The sequence below is a fragment of the Aeromonas sp. PI_26 genome, from assembly GCF_027854445.1.
In the GTDB taxonomy this organism is placed as follows: domain Bacteria; phylum Pseudomonadota; class Gammaproteobacteria; order Enterobacterales; family Aeromonadaceae; genus Aeromonas; species Aeromonas veronii.
Window position 1 is genome coordinate 227,291 of record NZ_JAJNOE010000003.1, and the last position, 17,597, is coordinate 244,887.

The following is a 17,597-nucleotide window of genomic DNA, read 5'->3' on the forward strand; positions in this document are numbered from 1 at the left end:
ACACCCAAAGCCCCGGCCAGTTGCCGGGGCTTTCTTTAAGGAGCAAAGATGTTGTACCCCATCGCCAGGCATTTCCTGTTCAAACTCAATCCGGAACAGGCTCACGATCTCTCCATGAAATATTTGCCCCGCCTTCTCGGTACGCCACTCGATTGTTTCTTCCGCCAGAATTTGCCGAAACGCCCCGTCACTGTCATGGGGCTTTCTTTTGCCAATCCGGTGGGATTGGCAGCCGGTCTGGATAAAGATGGTGAGTGCATTGACGCGCTGGGCGCCATGGGATTTGGCTTTATCGAGGTCGGAACCGTCACCCCCAGACCCCAGAGCGGCAATGACAAGCCCCGCTTGTTTCGGGTTATTCCGGCAGAGGGGATCATCAACCGGATGGGATTCAACAACAAGGGGGTGGATCATCTGGTGGCCAAGGTAAAAGAGGCCAAATATCAGGGGGTCATCGGCATTAATATCGGCAAGAACAAAGATACTCCCATCGAACAGGGCAAAGATGATTACCTGATCTGCATGGACAAGGTTTATGATCATGCCGGTTATATTGCCGTCAATATCTCTTCCCCCAACACCCCGGGTTTGCGTTCACTGCAATATGGCGAGGCGCTGGATGAATTGCTGGCCGCCCTCAAGGTGCGGCAGCAAGAGCTGGCCGCCCAATATAAAAAGTATGTGCCGCTGGCGGTTAAAATTGCCCCGGATTTAAGCCTTGAAGAAATAGATCAGGTGGCCGCTTCGCTGGTGCGTAATGGCATTGATGGGGTTATCGCCACCAATACCACCCTCGAGCGCGAGATGATTTATGACATGCCCCACGCCGGTGAAGCGGGTGGCTTGAGCGGTCGTCCGCTGCAGCACAAGAGTACCGAGGTGATCCGTCATCTGGCCAAGGCGCTCAATGGTGCTCTGCCAATTATCGGTGTGGGTGGTATTGATAGTGCCATGGCCGCCCGTGAAAAATTGGCCGCCGGTGCCAGTCTGGTACAAATTTATAGCGGCTTTATTTATAAAGGGCCGGGGTTGGTCAAAGAGATTGTGACCAATATTTAAGAAATAGATGGCGGAGCCCTTTATTTGACGTTGCTGATTTCCTGCATATGGAATAAAGTCAACTGGTAATTATCAAGTAAGGGCTCCAACATGTTTATCCAACCGACCGATAGCTGGCAATGGCACTATGATGCCCAGAGTGACCGTCTGATGTTGGACCTGTCTGATAACATGTTATTTGCTACCGAGTATAAAGGGCGACATTTGGTGCCCAGCTCATTTGCAACCCAGCCTTTTTGTGTCGATGATGCCGCCCTCTATTATCAGTTGATGGATAAAGCAGCCGAACTTGAGTGGAGTATTCCACATCAGGTTCAGTTGGTGCTTAATGCCATCGCGGTCAGTCGTTTTTATAAACCCCTGATGCCGCAAAGCTGGTTTTTTAGTGAACAGCATCCGCAAGTGATCCCGCAAAACGGTGATCTGGTCCTGATGAATACACCCCATGGTAACGGCGAATTTATGGTCATTGAGGTAGGGGAGCAGGCCAGCGTCTGTTTGAACCTCACAGCCGATCTGGTATTGACCACCAGTAAAACCTTGCCGCGTTTCGGGGTGATCAAGGTGATGAATAACCGGATGAAACCGCGTATTACCGTGACCGAGCAATATCGTCAGGTCAGTTGATATATTTTCATCAATCGTTTTATCTCTGTGATTACACCGCTGCCTGTTTTTACTGTTGTCACCTCAATCGCGCCTCGTTTCTGATACTTCATTGATCCGCGAACATCTTGCCCATTCTCATTGATCTTCATGGTTGTGATTCAGCCTCTCTTGAGGCTTGTTACAGTCACTTGCGCCTTGTGTTCTGACCCACGCAGTATCTTGGTCTTCCGTGCTATAAGCATGGTCTCTCATTCTTGTTTCGTTCTGCTTGCGTAGTGCTTCCACCTCGCTATCAACACATCACTCACTGCTGCGATTTTCTTTATACGACATTTTATGCTTGAAACGAGAGCTATTCTCACTTACATTTTGTTATAACATAACAAAATGGAGTTGCCATGAAGCCTCATATTCATCCTGATTATCGTTTGGTGCTGTTCCATGACACGGCAGCAGATGCCTTTTTCCTGGTCGGGTCAACCATCAAGAGCGATCGCCGCTATACGTGGCAAGACGGGAAGGAGTATCCCTATGTGTCGATCGATGTTTCCAGCCAGTCGCACTCGTTCTATACCGGCAAGCAGAAGCAGGTATCGAGCGAGGGGAGTGTGGCCCGTTTCAACAAGCGCTTTGGCGCATTTTCAAGCAAGAAGGAGTCCTGAATGCAGGTCGTCTGTTCACTCAAATCCGCACGTGCGCGTCATCCTGATTGTCAGTTGGTGCGCCGCCGGGGCAAATTGTTCGTGATTTGTAAAAGCAATCCCCGCTTCAAGGCTCGCATGAAGTGATTCGTTAATGATGTCTGGCCCCATGATCTCGCCATCGGGTAGTCATGGGGTCTCTTGCCTTTCTCTCTGTCTACCAATCTGTTTCCATCCTGCTGTTTGCGCCGACTTTTGCATGCTCCAGCCCGCCTGATGAGGTATAATGCGGCACTATTTTTATGGGTTCCCCGTGAGCGTGATGAAAGAATTTTTTGCAACCTGCCCCAAGGGGCTGGAAAACCTGTTGGCCGATGAGCTGACCAATCTTGGCGCAGAGCAGGTCCGTGAGACCGTTGCTGGCGTTCACTTCAAAGGCGAACTGGCGATTGGCTACAAGGCCTGCCTGTGGAGCCGTTTTGCTTCCCGCATCGTGCTGGTGTTGTCCGAATTCCAGATGAACGACGATCTTGATCTCTATCTGGGCGCCCACACAATCCCCTGGGAAGAGCACTTCTCCGGTACCTCTACCATCGCGGTGGACTTTACCGGTACCAACCCTGCCATCCGCAATACCCAATATGGCGCGCTGAAGATCAAGGATGCCATCGTCGACCGCTTCACCAAGCGCGGTCATGTGCGTCCGGACGTGGACAAAAAGTCGCCGGATATCCGCATCATGGCGCACCTGTGCAAGGGCAAGGCCAATATCACGCTGGACTTGTCGGGCCCGGCGCTCCACCAGCGTTTCTATCGTCAGGGCACCGGTGAAGCACCGCTCAAAGAGAACCTGGCCTGCGCCATGATTGCCCGTAGCGGCTGGGCCGGTGAGCCCATGATGGACCCGATGTGCGGTTCCGGTACCTTGCTGATTGAAGCGGCCTTTATCGCCGCCGACATGGCGCCGGCGCTGCGCCGCGAGCGCTTCGGTTTCGATCGCTGGCTGCAGCACGATAGCGAGTTGTGGCAGAGCCTGATGATGGAAGCGCAAGTGCGCGCCAAACGCGGCATGCAGCGCTGTGAAGTAAAACTGTTTGGTTGTGATGCCGACCAGCGTGTGCTGCTCAAAGCCCGTGATAACGCCAAAGCAGCCGGTGTGGCCCACCTCATCACCTTCAAGCAGGCCGACGTCACCAAGCTGGAAAACCCGCTGCCGATGCCTGCCCCTGTTGAAGGGGAAGAAGGTCAAGGGGAGGCCCGCCAGGTTGGTATGCTGATCTCCAACCCGCCTTACGGCGAGCGTCTTGGCGAATTCCCGGCGCTGCTGGAAGTGCATCAGGCCCTCGGTGATGCTCTGCGTCGCAGCTTCCAGGGGTGGAGAGTCTCCATTCTTTCCGCATCTCCCGAGCTGCTCAGCTGTCTGCGCCTGCGCGCCGACAAGCAATATCGCCTGTTCAATGGCGCCCTCGAGTGTCAGCTGCGCAATTATCAAATCGCACTGGACTCCGTGGCTTCCCAGAAAGAGGTGGCACAGGACTTTGCCAACCGTCTGCGCAAGAATCTGAAAACCCTCGAGAAATGGGCCAACAAAGAGGGCATCGATTGCTATCGCATCTACGATGCCGACTTGCCGGAATACAATGCTGCCATCGACCGCTATCAGGACTATCTGGTGGTGCAGGAATATGCCGCGCCCAAAGACATTCCCGCCCAGAAGACCCGTCAGCGTCTGCTCGACATGGTTCAGGCCGCCATCAAGGTGACCGGCATGGATGGCGAGAAGGTGATCCTGAAGGTGCGCGAGCGTCAGGAAGGGAAACAGCAGTATCAGAAGCTCTCCGAAGAGCAGCACCGGATGGAAGTGCAGGAGTACGGTGCTCGTCTGTGGGTCAACCTCTACGACTATCTGGATACCGGCCTGTTCCTCGACCATCGTCAGACTCGCCGCATGCTGGGTCAGATGGCGAAGGGCAAGCGCTTCCTGAACCTGTTTGCCTACACCGGCAGTGCCACCGTGCACGCAGGTCTTGGCGGTGCCAGTGAGACCACCACAGTGGACATGTCCCACACCTACCTGAACTGGGCACAGGACAACATGCGTCTCAACTCGCTGGTGGGCCGTCAGCACAAGTTTGTCCAGGCAGATTGCCTGAAGTGGTTGTCTGAAGCCGATGATAAGTACGACCTCATCTTCATCGATCCGCCCACCTTCTCCAACTCCAAGCGGATGGACGAGAGCTTCGACGTACAGCGCGATCACCTGCTGCTGATGCAGCACCTGAAGCGCCTGCTGGCGGCGGACGGCACCCTGGTCTTCTCCAACAACAAGCGTCACTTCAAGATGGATCTGGCCGGTCTCGAGGCCACTGGTCTCAAGGCCCAGAATATAACCCAGAAGACGCGGCCGAAGGATTTCGAACGTAACCAGCACATCCACAACTGCTGGATCATCACCCATTCACCGGAGCAAGGCGAGGCGTGATGCTGACCCTGTTTCATACCGACGGTTGTCACCTGTGCGAGCAGGCCTGGGCGCTGGTGGAGGAGGCAGGCCTTGCCGCCGCCACCCGCCAGTGCGACATCATGGATGATGAGCAGTGGCTTGCCGCCTATCGGGTGCGCATTCCGGTGCTGCGTGACGAAGCGGGCCGCGAGCTCGGTTGGCCCTTCACGCTGGTGGAGCTCAAAAGCTGGGCCGCCCGTCAGGGGTGAGAGTGATTTGACGATAAAACGGGGGCAGACCCAGTCTGCTGCCCGTTTTTTTCATATGAAATAAGGAACACACATGGCTCTTTTAACATTGCACGGCGCATGTCTGTCGTTCAGTGATTTCCCGCTGCTCGACAATGCCGAATTGACCATCGAGCGGGGCGAGCGCCTCTGTCTGGTTGGCCGCAACGGGGCGGGCAAGTCTACCCTGATGAAGGTCATTGCCAGCGAATTGCCGCTGGACGACGGGCGTCTGGTGTTGCAACAAGATTTGAAAGTGACCCGCCTTGAGCAGGATCCGCCTGCTTCCAGCGAGCTGACGGTGTTTGACTATGCCGCCGAGGGGCTGGCCGGGGTAGGGGAGCTGCTAAAGCAGTACCACCACATCTCCATGGAGCTGGCGAGCGATCCGTCAGACGCCAACATTCGCAAGATGAGCGAGTTGCAAGAGCAGCTCGACTATCAGAACGGTTGGCAGTTCGAGACCCGCATCAGTCAGGTGTTGACCCTGCTGGGGCTGGATCCTGACGTGACCCTCGACAGCCTCTCCGGCGGCTGGCTGCGCAAAGTGGCGCTGGCCCGTGCGCTGGCTTGCGATCCCGATTTGTTGCTGCTCGATGAGCCGACCAACCACCTGGATATCGAAGCCATCAACTGGCTGGAAGATTTCCTCAAGGATTTTCGCGGCGCCATCGTCTTTATCTCTCACGATCGGGAGTTTATCCACAAGCTGGCAACCCGGATCATCGATCTCGATCGCGGCGCCATCACCTCTTGGCCGGGTAACTACGACGAGTACCTGCAGGGGAAAGAGGAGTGGCTGCGGGTCGAAGAGCTGAAAAATGCCGAGTTCGACCGCAAGTTGGCGCAGGAAGAGGTGTGGGTGCGTCAGGGTATCAAGGCTCGCCGTACCCGTAACGAAGGCCGGGTGCGCGCCCTCAAGGCGATGCGCATGGAGCGCTCCCAGCGTCGCGAGTTGCAGGGCAAGGCCAAGTTGCAACTGGACGAGGTCAATCGCTCCGGCAAGCTGGTGTTCGAGACCGAAGGGCTTGGGCTGGACTTTGGCGATCGCACCCTGTTCAAGGGGCTCGATCTGCAAGTGCTGCGTGGCGACAAGATTGCGCTGGTCGGCCCCAATGGCTGCGGCAAATCGACCCTGATCAAGCTGTTGCTGGGTCAGCTTGAGCCAACCCGTGGCACCGTCAAGGGGGGTACCAATCTGGAGGTGGCCTACTTCGATCAGTACCGCGAGCAGCTCGACCCCGAGCAGACAGTGGTGGACAACGTCGGGGAGGGTAAGCAGGAGGTGATGGTGCGCGGCCGCTCCCGACACATTCTTGGTTACCTGCAGGACTTCCTGTTCGAACCCAAGCGGGCCCGTACCCCGGTCAAGGCGCTCTCCGGTGGCGAGAAGAACCGGCTGCTGCTGGCCAAGCTGTTCCTCAAGCCCAGCAACCTGCTGATCCTCGATGAACCGACCAACGATCTGGATGTGGAAACGCTGGAGCTGCTGGAAGAGCTGCTTTCCGACTACCCCGGTACCCTGCTGCTGGTGAGTCACGATCGTCGCTTCATCGACAACACAGTGACCGGCTGCTGGCTGTTTGAGGGGGATGGCCGCATCAGCGATTACGTGGGTGGTTACGCCGATATGATGGCGACCCGCGAACAGCAGAATGCCCAGCAACAGGCCAAGAGTGCACCGGTCAAGGCGCCCGAGCCGGTCGTTGCCGCCGAGCCAGAAGCGCCGAAGAAAAGCAAGAAGCTCTCCTACAAGCTGCAGCTTGAACTTGAAGGGTTGCCTGCTCGTCTTGAGCAGCTGGAAGCCGAGCTGGATGCGCTGCAAAGCGAGATCAACCAGCCCGGGTTCTTCTCGCTGCCGGCAGATAAAACCCAGCCGAAACTGGATGCGCTCAATGCCGCTGAAGCCGCGCTGGAGCAGGCATTTGCTCGCTGGGAAGAGCTGGAAGGACTCAAAAATCAGGAGTAAGTTCCCTGTAATTAAAACTTAATCCAGTTCAGTGCCTTGTGTCACATAGCCCGGTTAGGGTGGAAGTTTTTGTTTGACCGAGTGCGCTCGCAGGAGTAAAGATGAAAGCGACCGATGCAGAATTGGTCGCTTTTTTTGTTCCACGAAGAGGGTCGTAGATGATGAAGAGACAGAAGCGGGACCGTCTGGAAAGAGCTCGTGCTCGTGGTTATCAGGCTGGCGTGGTCGGCAAACAGAAAGAAGCGTGTCCGTATCAATGCCTGGATGCCCGAGGGCATTGGCTTGGTGGTTGGCGTGACGCCATGGAAGGGCGGGGCTCAGGCCTCTTCATGAAGTAGCAGGTACTTCATCACTCATTACAAAAGGAAAGGGGCCGTTGTGGCCCCTTTGCGTTAATGCTGTTTTACCACCAATCAGAGAGATCAGAATGCGGTGGTATCTTTGAACAGGCCCACTTTCAGGTCGGTGGCGCTGTAGATCGGACGGCCGTCAACTTCGACCACACCATCAGCAATCCCCATCACCAGCTTGCGGTTGATGACGCGCTTGAAGGTGATCTTGTAGGTCACTTTCTTGGCATTCGGCAGGATCTGGCCGGTGAATTTCACTTCACCCACGCCCAGAGCACGCCCCTTGCCGGGGCCGCCTTTCCAGCCCAGGAAGAAGCCAACCAGCTGCCACATGGCGTCCAGACCGAGACAGCCAGGCATCACGGGATCATCCGGGAAGTGGCAATCGAAGAACCAGAGATCGGGGGTAATGTCGAGCTCTGCCAGGATCTCGCCTTTGCCGTGCTCGCCACCGTTGTCATTGATCTTGACGATGCGATCCATCATCAACATGTTGGGGGCGGGCAGCTGACTGTTACCCTCACCAAAGAGTTCGCCACGGCTGCAAGCCAGCAGCTCTTCACGGGTAAAAGAGTTCTTGCCCTGTTCACACAGGGAAAGGCGGGCTTCCAGGGTCGAATTGTCTACGGTCACGCTGAGTTTCCTTCAAATGAATAAAGCTGCGCCAATTTAGCTTACAGTTGTTCGCTAAACAACTCCGATCACTTCATCAGCGGCCAAACAGGCGCCCCAGCAGGGATTGCAGCAGTCCGACTTTGGCAGTGGAGCCGTTCAACTCGTCCAACCGCTCCTGAATACGGCCAAACAGGGTATCGGGCATATCAGGCTCACCGGCGACACAGCCAGTGAGCAACTCGATGGCCTCTTCCACATGATCCACCGGGTGGATGTGGAACTGGCCTGCTTCAACCGCTGCAATCACCTCGTCAGAGAGGTTCAGCTGCTGGATGTTGGTGCCCGGCAAAATGATCCCTTGCTTGCCGGTGATGCCGTGGATTTTGCACACCCGGAAGAAGCCTTCAATCTTCTCGTTCACGCCACCAACGGCCTGCACATTGCCAAACTGATCGACCGCACCGGTCACGGCGAAGTGCTGATAGATAGGCTGGCGGGCGAGGGCAGATAGCAGGGCACACAAGCCGGTCAGTGAGGCACTGTCGCCATCAATTTCGTGGTAAGACTGCTCGAACACCAGATTCGCCGACAGGGGGGAGGGGTTCTCTGCACCAAATTTGTTGGAGAGATAGCCGTGGATAATCATCATCGCCTTGGCGTGGATATGACCGGCCAGCTCCGCTTTGCGCTCGATATCCGCCACATCGCCATCACCAAGGTGTACGGTAGCGGTGAGGCGCACCGGTTCGCCGAAGTCATAAGGGTGACCGGAGACCTGAATGACCGACAGGCCGTTGATCTGGCCAATCTCTTCGCCATCGGTTTGCAGCAGGATCTGGCCGTCGATAACCCCCTGATCGGACTGCTCAACCAGATAGTTGAGGCGGTAATCCTGCTCCTCCAGTGCGCCACGGATATGCTCGTCGGTGACCACATCGGATCCCAGTTCCCGGGCCAGACTGTCAGCCATCCGCATGATGGCGGAGAGTTGCACTTCGGAGAGCGACAGCCACTCCTGATGGTCACAGAGGCGGCTGGCATGACGACAAAGGGCGGCGAGGGCGGCTGGCGTGAAGTCCAGCAGGCTCCAGCGCTGGCGCAGCCAGGCCAGGTACTGCAGAAATTCCTGCAGATCCTCTTCAATATTCACCTCTGATACCAGATCCGCGCGCAGGAAGATGCGTTCGGACATATCCCGATCCAGCATCTGGAACTCGGCCACGTCCAGTCGGTCACCGACCAGGATCAGCTTGAGCTTGATAGGAGTTGCTTCAGGCGCGAAGAAGGGAGTCAGAGTTTTCCCTTCCTGATAGGCGTTCCAGTCCAGCTCGCCTTTTTGCATGGCATTTTTCAGTTTGAACCAGAGGTGCGGCTGATCCAGCAGCTCATCCAGTTGCAAAATGAGGTAACCGCCGTTGGCTTCGCGCAGCAAGCCAGGCTCCAACAGGTGCTGGTTGGCATAGACAGAGCCTTGCTCGGTCTGGTAGTTGATGGAGCCAAACAGGGTATCCCAGTTGAGGTCACGGCCATAAATTACCGGCGCTTCCTGCGCTTCGTGGTGGATCAGCAGGTTGATCAGAATGGGGTGCTGGAACTCCAGACCCAATGCCACGTGAGCCGCCAGATCGGAGAGGAAATCATCGATTTTCGGATCATTGTTCTGCTTGCGCATGATGCGGGTCACGATGCGTTCGGCATCGAGATGGTGGCTCAACAGCTTAAGCAGCTCGCCAACCATTTCGCAAAACTCGACGCCAGTGCCCGGTTGCAGGCGCAGCCAGATAGGCTTGTAGGGGTTGTTCAGATTCTCGGTGTAGCAGAGATCAAACAGGTCACCGTCCTTGCCATTGGAGTCGGCAATCAACGTTTGGCAAACGCCTTCGTAATCTGCGCCGGGGAACCCGTTAAGCAGCATGACCGGACAGTCACCATCAAAACTGGCAAGACGTTTGATGCCGGAAATGGCTCTGGGTTGCAGCGCAGCAAAGGGGATAGGTTCAAGCTCGCTAAGCTTGGGGAACTGTTCAATCGCAAAAGCGGGTTTTAATTGTTCTGATGTTAATTCAGCCACTTAAGACATCCGGTCGAAGATAGGATCAATTGTTGCCATTATACACAGTTCAATAAGTGGTGACAGGAAACAAGATACTTAATTTAACATAATATACATTATGCGCAGTGTTGTCTGGCCCGTGGCTGGGGGTCAGGAACATAGCTACCGCAAGGGCTACAGCCGTGCCTGTACCTTTTGTGTACTTCGCTAAAATGTCATACCAAGCGCGTTTTAGCTCGGGATTGGTTTCCCTGACTGCGGCCAGATTTAGCAGTACTTCTTGCACGTCCAAGCCGATCTCCTCGGCAATCTTTTTTGCTGTTGCATCAGTGAGTTGCGACTTTCCTTTGTTCACCGCAGAGATGTAGGAAGTGGTAAATCCCAAGTCTGCGGCGACTTCCTGCAACTGGCTGTACTTTTTGGCCCTCATGTAGGCTTGAATCAGCGTATTCGAGTCCATCTTTTTGTCTCCTGAGTGGTTAGACAATCGGCCCATCATACCGATTTTGGCAAAAAACGGCTTGTTCCCATTCAACAATTCGTATGATTGAATCCATTCAACAAATCATTTGAATGCATGAACCATGACCCACTTTAGCCCACAAAACCTTGATCTGCCTGCTCTCATTGAGCGAAAGGTTTATTGGCAGGCTGAACCGACTGGCGATCTCTCCGCCTGCATCGCGGGTCAGGTCGAGATGTTTCGGGATCTGCATGAGTTGCGGGTCTATCTGTCCATGACGTACCCCGATACCGTGTTCGAGCTGGTCGAAGTGACCGAGGACACATGGCAAGGTTTCTATGATCAGGGAGTCTTTTTCGATGACTGGTCATAATTCCGTGATGCCGATAAATAGCGTTATCGGCACCAAAACCCTGATCGATTATCTGTCCTTCACCTGGGCGCCGACCGAGTTGCGCCAGATGACCGAGCTTGCCAAACAAGGTGCGCTCTTGAAGGCTATCCCGCGCTTTGACACCAAGGTAAAGGCCCTGCAAGCCGCTTTCTCTGAGCCTGCTGTCGAGGGTCTGCGTTACCTGTGGAAGCGTCCGGTTGGTTTTGCTCCCCTCACCCACTTCGACAAGGTGTCAGAGCGGCTCTGTGATAAGGCGCAGCGGTTGGGTGCAGCCCCTGCCCCTACTGCGGCGCGTGTCTACGACAAGGCCACCGAGCGGTTGAGCCTCAAGGGTGTGGTCAAGTCCCCTGCCCCCGTCTTTACCCCTTCCATGACCGAAATGATGGAGCGGGCCTTGCACTCTAACTACCGATCTCGGGCCGACATGCGCAAAGAGCTGAAAGCTGTCTGCGCCTCCCTGCTCAAGTTCTCCCAGTTCGAGGTGGTCGAGGGTGCCAAGTATTGGGAAGCCTACAACGATTTGATCGACTGCTACGGGGTGCAATTTCTCGATGCCCTGTGCTGTTCCGAGATCGAGCTGTGGCTGGAAGAACTGAACACCAAGATCGGGGTGCCTATCCCCGAGCCTCGTTTCACTATGCGCCCTCGCCGCTCCGGTCTGCATGGTTACGCCAACTCGGCCGACCTGCTGTGTGATGGCCTTCCCTGTGGCCTGATTGGTTGGGGGGCAGCCAACCACGGTTGCATGGTGAGTTTTTCCGGCGTGGGTTGTGCCGCCCTCGATATGCAGGCTTTGCACTCTGTTATCTCTCACATTCCATCGGTTCGCATCACTCGGGTAGATTTGGCGCTCGATGACTACAGCGGTGAGGTGATCAGTTATCAGGGGGCCATTGATGGCGCTCAGGCTGGCGAGTTTCACCCAGAGCGGGGCCGTGCTCCGGCGTGGATGAAAATCGAATCAGGTGAGTTCGTTATATCCGAGATTGCCAAGGGCATCGTAAAGCGGTTTGGCATGGCACCGACCAAGGGCTGCTCTTTTTATGTGGGCAGCCGGATCAACGGTAAATGTGCTCGGGTATACGAAAAGGGTAAACAGATGCAATCGGCAGAGAACCCAAATTGGGTACGCGCCGAAGGCGAGTTACACAATAAAGATCGGATAATTCCGCTCGATGTGCTGATTAATCCTGACCCTTATTTTGCAGGGATGTATCCGCAATTTGCCAAATGGCTTGATGCTATTAAGCAGTCGGAATCTGTTCCGGTACGTGTGACCACTTTTAAAAACAAGTTCAAGACCAGTCGGGACAATGCAGTTTTTCATATGTCTCGGATGGCGGGCCGCCTTGTTAATTGGTTAGCAAGTGTTGAGGGGCTCGCCCCAGAAACGATTGTTCACCAATTAACAGCGCATCTTAAAGAAGATGATATTCCAGCGAGGTTAAGAATGCCGCTACCACCCGAGTTTATATCGGGTGAGCATTGTTTAGTTTGACCTATAAATCAGGTTCTTCAACGAGGTAAATATTATGTCCCTGCTCACTGGTGTTTTGGTAACTCGTGTTACTCATGGTTATGGTGTGTCCCGTAAATCTGGCGCTCCTGTTCCTTATGATTTCGCGCAAGTGGAATATCTGGCTCCGGCAAATAACGTCAACAAACCCGAGTGCAATATCCACTCATGGGGTTATGAAGTTCGCCAACTGGCCCTTCGTAATGATGCGGCGACTATCAAAGAAATGGCCGACTGCCCCAAGCTGGTTGCCATTGATCTTGTGCTTGAAGCAGATCCCCAGAATCCGACCCGAAATGTGGTTGTTGGCTTCCAGCCTAACAAAAAGCCGGTATAACCGCCGCGCACCGAGGAGGAGGAGCGAGAGCGCGCAGCGAGCGACGACGAGGGCGCGATAATGCTTTGTCTAGATATTACCTCCGAGGGATATGCTCGATTATCCGAGGGGGATTCTTGTAAATATGTGCTCCTGACTGTGCAGGAGTATTCCAGACTCACGGATATATCAAACTGGTTCCAGTTCGATATATCCACTGTGGGGATTGCCTTTGGCTCTGGCCTTGCTGTCTGGGTCTTGGGCGTAAAATTGGGCGCAATTGCCCGTGTAATTGTTGGTGCAAAACGAGGATAAAATAATGAAAAAAGTATCAGGCTTGTTCCGTAATGCTTGCATTGCGGCTGTGTGTGGTCTGTCTGCTAATGCTGCTATGGCCGAAGGTGGTACTGGCCTCTCTGATGCCGCAGCCAAGGCAATGGAAGCCGCGCAAGCTGACGTCACTAACACCTCTCCCAAGGTGTTGCTGGTAGTCGCACTGGTGACCGCTACAGGTATCGTTATTTCCCTGATCCGTAAAGCCTAAACCATGTCCCTGCTTATCGGGACACTCTGGTTTTTGTTCTTTGTCGAGGGATGGCGAACATCCTTCTCTATTTAAGGCGGCTCCGGTCGCCTTTTTTATATTGGGGGCTGTGTGCGCTTAGGTTGGCTTTTACTGTTATTTCCATCGGCAGCATTTGCTATTGCGGGTTGTCCTGTCGGTGTGCAATTGGGTAACGTCACGATGGCAACTCCATTGCCTGTTTGTCTTAAATTTGAAGGCTCTCAGCTTGGTGGCTGTTTGGTTGATTGTAATGGTGTGTGTGTAGAGTTGCCGCTGGCAAATACCAAGGGGCCTGTGGAGACTACAGGCAATGCGTGTAATTGGACAGAGAATGGCAGTGGCAACGGTGATTCAGATGGCAGTGGCAATACGCCAGGTGAAGGGGGAAGTTCGGGAAATGGTGGCTTGCCTAAGAATTGGGATTTCTTTAATCCGGTAATTGGTGATGCTACTGGAACATCTGTTTCAGCAACGATCGCCAAGTTAAATAAAAACCTTGGTAAACATATCGGGGCTTTTAGTGAAAACACTGACAAGATTTATCAGCGTGTTAATGAGTTAACGGGTGATTCACGGCGCATTGTCAATGCGACAGAACGTGCCAAAGATTTATTGCAGCAAATGACCGATTTTCAGCGCACTGCTAATTCCAAGCTTGAGGGGATTGAATTATTTGCTTCGCGCTCTGAAAACTACCTTCAACAAATAGCAATGAAAGCAGGTGATTCCGGTTCGGGCTCCGGCTCAGGTGGCACATCTGGAGGTGATAACTCTAAAATCCATGGGGAATTAAAACAGTTTCATCAGGATATGTTTGGCCCTGATTTTGCCGAGAATAATATAGGTGGCACCATGTATGGCCTCTTGAGTGGTTATTCTTATGATATCTCCTCTATAAAAGAGAATATCAGCACCCTAGACAGTAACTTTAATAACTTCTACTGGAATACCGCACAGGAATTAAGAAATAACAGCATTGAAATGAATCGTAATCTGCGCACAATTACCGAAGCTATCAAGAATGGTGGCCTTGGCACTGGCGGCGGTGAAGGTGGTACTGGCATTGATTATTCGAAGCTGCCCGGATCTGGGGATAACCCGCTTGCTGTGAAAGAGGGTAAGTATTCTTCAACATGTTCTGGTAATGACTGTTTCTTTGATGTCGCAGCCATTCAAAAGAAACTGGATGAGGCAAACAAGGCTATCTCTGACAAATACAAAGATATTGGCGATGAAGTCAGGGATATTTTTGATTTTCAGCTCTCCGGCTCTGCTGGGGTTATCGAGTGCTTCGACTTTTTCACTTATGGCGGAAAAGACTATCGCGTTTGTCCACCTGCAAAAGAATATTGGAACATCATCGCCGCACTGATGATGTTTATTTTCTACTTCATTGCGTTCGCAATTGTATTTAAGAGGTAAAATGTCATGGAATGGCTTGGTGAGTTCTTTAATTCGTTCTTCAACGATATATATCAACTGGCTGTGCAGTTCGGTGCATGGCTGGCAATCAGAATGGCGGTGCAATGGGTAGAGTTTAAATTGTTTATGCTCACCTTCACATGGGACGTTGCCAAGCAAATTTTGGTGAACGTTCACTTTAGTGAAATGATCTCCCAATCCTTTAATGCCCTCCCCGCCGACTTCCGCTCGATGCTGCTCTTTATCCATCTGGATAAGGGGCTCGCCATCCTGACGCAAGCCTTCGTTACCCGCTTCCTGCTGAACATCATGGGGTGGTAAATGTCCATCAAGATCCACCATGGGGCGCCAGGCTCTTACAAATCATCCGGTGCCATTCACACCGATGTGATCCCCGCCATCAAAGCAGGCCGCCACATCATCACCAACGTTCGCGGGTTCACCGCCGAACGCTGCAAAGAGGTACTGGGTAAGGCTGTGCCCGATGAGTTCAAGGTGACTTACATCGACACGGAAGCCCAAGAGGGCCGCGACCACTTGGCTCGCTTCTACCACTGGGCACCGAAGGGGGTGTTCTTTCTGGTCGATGAAGTGCAGCGGATCTTTCCGCCTGCATGGCGCCAGAGCGACCTAGACCGACTCGATTATCCGGGGGGGCCGGAAGTCGCCAAGGCTGACGGGCGACCGGAAACCATAGACGTTGCCTTTGATATGCACCGTCACCACAACTGGGATTTCGTCTTTACTACCCCGAACATCAAGAAGGTTCACGCCGTGATCAGGGCCGCGTCAGAGACGGCGATCAGACACACCAACATGAAGATATTGGGCTTTGGGAAGCGCTATAAAACGGTCTTGCATCTGGCGGACAACAGCGGCGCTTCTATGTCCGATGTTCTGCAGGCCAAGCCATTCAACAAGGTGCCCAACTATGTTTTCAAGCTCTACGACTCAACTACAACAGGCCAAGTCACGGATACAATCGCGGGTAGCTCGATTCTGCGAGATCCTAAAATTCTGTTTTTTCTGGGTGTTATTGGATTCTGTCTCTATTTTGGCCTCATCAAGCCAGAATTTATTGATAAGCCTAGTAAGGCCCCTGCGCCCTCTCCTGCCGCTGCTGCGACTTCTGGGGCGGTGGGTGCTTCGCCCTCTGCTGGGGTACGTCCTAGCGGCGCTCCTGTTGCGTCTGATAGCGGGGTTCTTTCTGTAGGGCCTTTCGCGGGACACAAGCTGATCATCAGTTGTCACCAGCTGATAAAGGATGAACGGGGATCATATCGGGTCGAGTATTGCTTTGCCCTTCGCAAGGGTGACGATGTGCAACCTGTTTACAGTGATGACTGGCCGGATCAACTGGCCAGTGTGGACGCTATGAGCGCCTGCCATGCCGTTGTGAAGTATCAGGGCAAGCCTGTTGACGTTTATTGTGATCCAGAGGGTGACGCTCTGCGCCGTAAATACAATGCTGCCCTCTTTGCTGGCGGTGATACCAAAAACAAACCAAGTGATGACCGGACATAATTAGAGCCGGCTCTGAAGTACGGCATCTTTTCGCTGTACTGAACGAGCTGGCGGGCAAGCGATAGCGCGGCAGTTCTATACCCACTGCGCACCGCGAATATTTATGTTAAATATGGCTGTTAACGTCACAAAGAACAGGGGCGGTAGCCCCTACAAGCCGTCCTCTGCTGTCCATTTGACCTCCAAACGCCTCGCGGCGGAACACGCCCATCTATCCCAGAGACTTGATCACCCCCTTCCCTGCTAAACCGGCTTTTAAGGGGTTAAATTACTGAGGAAAAAACGCTTCAATCCTCTGTAAAAATTATTCAGCAGTAATCATTGTAAAATATTCATCGGATAGTTCTTCTTGCTGTAATTCAAACCGTTCTTTGCTGGTAGATAGTCTGTACATTTTTACATGTTTAAGCGGATGGTGTTCAGACTTTATTTCATTATATATGTCCCTAACAGTTTTAATATCTGACTTACACCCAAAGTATATTTCATTTATAGATGTGGGTGATATTTCCTGTAGGAAGGTGATGCTTTGGAAATAAGCCAGATTTGATAGCATGACAAGTGATAATTTGGCTCCGTTAATTTCATATAGGCCCTTAACATCAGCTTCCCTTATAGCATTTATTTTAATTAAAGAGTCCTTTACGTTTTTTAGTAATATATCGTAAACCTTGCCATCATGTTCCTTGTAAATAATTTCATCTTCATTCTTTATTAATAAATGTGTTGAGTATGCATAGGGAACAATAGATCTATGCTCTTTTTCATAAATCCATTCATCACTTTTTGTATAAAAGTGCCGCTTGAATGCTTCATAAACGAGGTCGCCTGGTTTAAATAATTTATTGGTGTCAAATCTATGGTTGTCATAATTTACTTTTTCAGGCTTCAGTATTGCCATGCAATAATATTGAAAATCTTGCTCTCTATCATCGACATCTAAATTAATTTCATTGATAAAGTCAGGGCTAAATCCTATGCACATTCCTTTATGGTGATCTCCATAATGGGCCCACATTAATGAATTTCTTTGTGTTTCTGATAAAGATACAATCCCATTACATTCAATCATGTTTTTTATATGTTCGAGTACACCATCTGGGCATGGTAATTTAGTCGTGTTTTCAATTGCTTTAATAATGTTTTTACTTGGTTGGCTCTCGAAAGGATCGTTTAAAAAATATGGTACAGATAATTTAATTGTTGGCCTTTTGAAAAAATTAAGATCCATCATTCCTGAGTATTTGTAATAAATATCCACAAAAAGTTCCCCCCCCCGTATAGTAATACGGGGGGAATTCTACCCCATCCCCTACCCTCTCGGAACCCTTCCGGCCTCGATGGTGGGGCCATACGGGCAACCTCTTGGGT

Annotated in this window: 19 protein-coding genes; 15 read left to right on the plus strand and 4 right to left on the minus strand. The window is 52.6% G+C overall.

From position 1 onward, the window contains the following. The first annotated feature begins 48 nt into the window (after window positions 1–48). The 8 genes from pyrD (at window position 49) to rmf (ending at window position 7,346) form a co-directional block, all read left to right on the plus strand. Window positions 49–1,059 carry a quinone-dependent dihydroorotate dehydrogenase gene (gene pyrD / locus LRL22_RS05785; RefSeq protein ID WP_005336601.1) on the plus strand — a complete coding sequence of 337 codons (1,011 nt, stop codon included), beginning with the start codon at window positions 49–51 and terminating at the stop codon, window positions 1,057–1,059. A 90-nt stretch (window positions 1,060–1,149) separates the two neighbouring features. Beyond that, a complete protein-coding gene (locus LRL22_RS05790) occupies window positions 1,150–1,686 on the plus strand; it encodes a cell division protein ZapC (RefSeq protein ID WP_270904926.1) in 537 nt (178 codons plus the stop codon). A gap of 380 nt (window positions 1,687–2,066) precedes the next feature. After that, entirely contained in the window at window positions 2,067–2,330 is a 264-nt protein-coding gene (locus LRL22_RS05795; protein ID WP_270904927.1) for a type B 50S ribosomal protein L31, read from the plus strand. Further along, window positions 2,331–2,456, plus strand: coding sequence for a type B 50S ribosomal protein L36 (gene ykgO / locus LRL22_RS05800; RefSeq protein WP_005336596.1), 126 nt, complete (start codon window positions 2,331–2,333; stop codon window positions 2,454–2,456). It abuts the gene before it with no gap. A gap of 139 nt (window positions 2,457–2,595) precedes the next feature. After that, window positions 2,596–4,791: a bifunctional 23S rRNA (guanine(2069)-N(7))-methyltransferase RlmK/23S rRNA (guanine(2445)-N(2))-methyltransferase RlmL gene (gene rlmKL, locus LRL22_RS05805; protein ID WP_270904928.1), complete on the plus strand. Its 2,196-nt coding sequence runs from the start codon at window positions 2,596–2,598 to the stop codon at window positions 4,789–4,791. Continuing rightward, window positions 4,791–5,021 carry a glutaredoxin family protein gene (locus LRL22_RS05810; RefSeq protein ID WP_047435069.1) on the plus strand — a complete coding sequence of 77 codons (231 nt, stop codon included), beginning with the start codon at window positions 4,791–4,793 and terminating at the stop codon, window positions 5,019–5,021. The genes rlmKL and LRL22_RS05810 overlap by 1 nt, the downstream gene beginning before the upstream one ends. 73 nt (window positions 5,022–5,094) lie before the next feature. Further along, complete coding sequence (gene uup / locus LRL22_RS05815; protein WP_270904929.1) at window positions 5,095–7,008, plus strand: ATP-binding cassette ATPase Uup; 1,914 nt, start codon at window positions 5,095–5,097, stop codon at window positions 7,006–7,008. Window positions 7,009–7,166: 158 nt separating this feature from the next. Continuing rightward, window positions 7,167–7,346, plus strand: a complete 180-nt coding sequence (gene rmf / locus LRL22_RS05820; RefSeq protein ID WP_005315693.1) for a ribosome modulation factor — start codon at window positions 7,167–7,169, stop codon at window positions 7,344–7,346. An 84-nt stretch (window positions 7,347–7,430) separates the two neighbouring features. Here the strand turns inward: rmf and fabA are convergent, their stop codons facing one another. The 3 genes from fabA to LRL22_RS05835 form a co-directional block, all read right to left on the minus strand. After that, window positions 7,431–7,991 (minus strand): 3-hydroxyacyl-[acyl-carrier-protein] dehydratase FabA, encoded by a 561-nt coding sequence (gene fabA / locus LRL22_RS05825; protein WP_270904930.1) that lies wholly within the window; start codon window positions 7,989–7,991, stop codon window positions 7,431–7,433. Between the two features lie 76 nt (window positions 7,992–8,067). Next, window positions 8,068–10,044: a Lon protease family protein gene (locus LRL22_RS05830; RefSeq protein ID WP_184233778.1), complete on the minus strand. Its 1,977-nt coding sequence runs from the start codon at window positions 10,042–10,044 to the stop codon at window positions 8,068–8,070. 49 nt (window positions 10,045–10,093) lie between these two features. Beyond that, entirely contained in the window at window positions 10,094–10,486 is a 393-nt protein-coding gene (locus LRL22_RS05835) for a helix-turn-helix domain-containing protein (protein ID WP_247822793.1), read from the minus strand. A 124-nt stretch (window positions 10,487–10,610) separates the two neighbouring features. Between LRL22_RS05835 and LRL22_RS05840 the strand changes: the two genes are divergently transcribed. The 7 genes from LRL22_RS05840 to LRL22_RS05870 all read left to right on the plus strand — a co-directional run bounded on the left by LRL22_RS05840 (window position 10,611) and on the right by LRL22_RS05870 (window position 16,226). Next, entirely contained in the window at window positions 10,611–10,862 is a 252-nt protein-coding gene (locus tag LRL22_RS05840) for a hypothetical protein (RefSeq protein WP_069526815.1), read from the plus strand. Continuing rightward, window positions 10,849–12,381 carry a replication initiation factor domain-containing protein gene (locus LRL22_RS05845; RefSeq protein WP_270904931.1) on the plus strand — a complete coding sequence of 511 codons (1,533 nt, stop codon included), beginning with the start codon at window positions 10,849–10,851 and terminating at the stop codon, window positions 12,379–12,381. The genes LRL22_RS05840 and LRL22_RS05845 overlap by 14 nt, the downstream gene beginning before the upstream one ends. Before the next feature lie 34 nt (window positions 12,382–12,415). Further along, window positions 12,416–12,736, plus strand: a complete 321-nt coding sequence (locus LRL22_RS05850; protein WP_023583768.1) for a hypothetical protein — start codon at window positions 12,416–12,418, stop codon at window positions 12,734–12,736. Between the two features lie 298 nt (window positions 12,737–13,034). Further along, window positions 13,035–13,259, plus strand: coding sequence for a hypothetical protein (locus LRL22_RS05855; protein WP_019446388.1), 225 nt, complete (start codon window positions 13,035–13,037; stop codon window positions 13,257–13,259). Window positions 13,260–13,370: 111 nt separating this feature from the next. Beyond that, entirely contained in the window at window positions 13,371–14,702 is a 1,332-nt protein-coding gene (locus tag LRL22_RS05860; protein ID WP_270904932.1) for a hypothetical protein, read from the plus strand. A 6-nt stretch (window positions 14,703–14,708) separates the two neighbouring features. After that, window positions 14,709–15,023, plus strand: coding sequence for a DUF2523 family protein (locus tag LRL22_RS05865; protein WP_019446390.1), 315 nt, complete (start codon window positions 14,709–14,711; stop codon window positions 15,021–15,023). Continuing rightward, window positions 15,024–16,226, plus strand: coding sequence for a zonular occludens toxin family protein (locus LRL22_RS05870; RefSeq protein WP_270904933.1), 1,203 nt, complete (start codon window positions 15,024–15,026; stop codon window positions 16,224–16,226). A gap of 304 nt (window positions 16,227–16,530) precedes the next feature. Here LRL22_RS05870 and LRL22_RS05875 read toward each other — a convergent pair whose 3' ends face one another. Continuing rightward, window positions 16,531–17,487 (minus strand): DUF2971 domain-containing protein, encoded by a 957-nt coding sequence (locus tag LRL22_RS05875; RefSeq protein ID WP_270904934.1) that lies wholly within the window; start codon window positions 17,485–17,487, stop codon window positions 16,531–16,533. Between the last annotated feature and the right edge of the window lie 110 nt (window positions 17,488–17,597).

Coding starts and splice junctions, on each gene's coding strand:
- LRL22_RS05840 (WP_069526815.1), top strand. CDS start 10,611: ATGACCCACTTTAGCCCACAAAACCTTGATCTGCCTGCTCTCATTGAG.
- LRL22_RS05795 (WP_270904927.1), top strand. CDS start 2,067: ATGAAGCCTCATATTCATCCTGATTATCGTTTGGTGCTGTTCCATGAC.
- rmf (WP_005315693.1), top strand. CDS start 7,167: ATGATGAAGAGACAGAAGCGGGACCGTCTGGAAAGAGCTCGTGCTCGT.
- uup (WP_270904929.1), top strand. CDS start 5,095: ATGGCTCTTTTAACATTGCACGGCGCATGTCTGTCGTTCAGTGATTTC.
- LRL22_RS05810 (WP_047435069.1), top strand. CDS start 4,791: ATGCTGACCCTGTTTCATACCGACGGTTGTCACCTGTGCGAGCAGGCC.
- pyrD (WP_005336601.1), top strand. CDS start 49: ATGTTGTACCCCATCGCCAGGCATTTCCTGTTCAAACTCAATCCGGAA.
- LRL22_RS05870 (WP_270904933.1), top strand. CDS start 15,024: ATGTCCATCAAGATCCACCATGGGGCGCCAGGCTCTTACAAATCATCC.
- LRL22_RS05850 (WP_023583768.1), top strand. CDS start 12,416: ATGTCCCTGCTCACTGGTGTTTTGGTAACTCGTGTTACTCATGGTTAT.
- LRL22_RS05855 (WP_019446388.1), top strand. CDS start 13,035: ATGAAAAAAGTATCAGGCTTGTTCCGTAATGCTTGCATTGCGGCTGTG.
- LRL22_RS05845 (WP_270904931.1), top strand. CDS start 10,849: ATGACTGGTCATAATTCCGTGATGCCGATAAATAGCGTTATCGGCACC.
- ykgO (WP_005336596.1), top strand. CDS start 2,331: ATGCAGGTCGTCTGTTCACTCAAATCCGCACGTGCGCGTCATCCTGAT.
- LRL22_RS05790 (WP_270904926.1), top strand. CDS start 1,150: ATGTTTATCCAACCGACCGATAGCTGGCAATGGCACTATGATGCCCAG.
- rlmKL (WP_270904928.1), top strand. CDS start 2,596: ATGCGGCACTATTTTTATGGGTTCCCCGTGAGCGTGATGAAAGAATTT.
- LRL22_RS05835 (WP_247822793.1), bottom strand. CDS start 10,486: ATGGACTCGAATACGCTGATTCAAGCCTACATGAGGGCCAAAAAGTAC.
- LRL22_RS05865 (WP_019446390.1), top strand. CDS start 14,709: ATGGAATGGCTTGGTGAGTTCTTTAATTCGTTCTTCAACGATATATAT.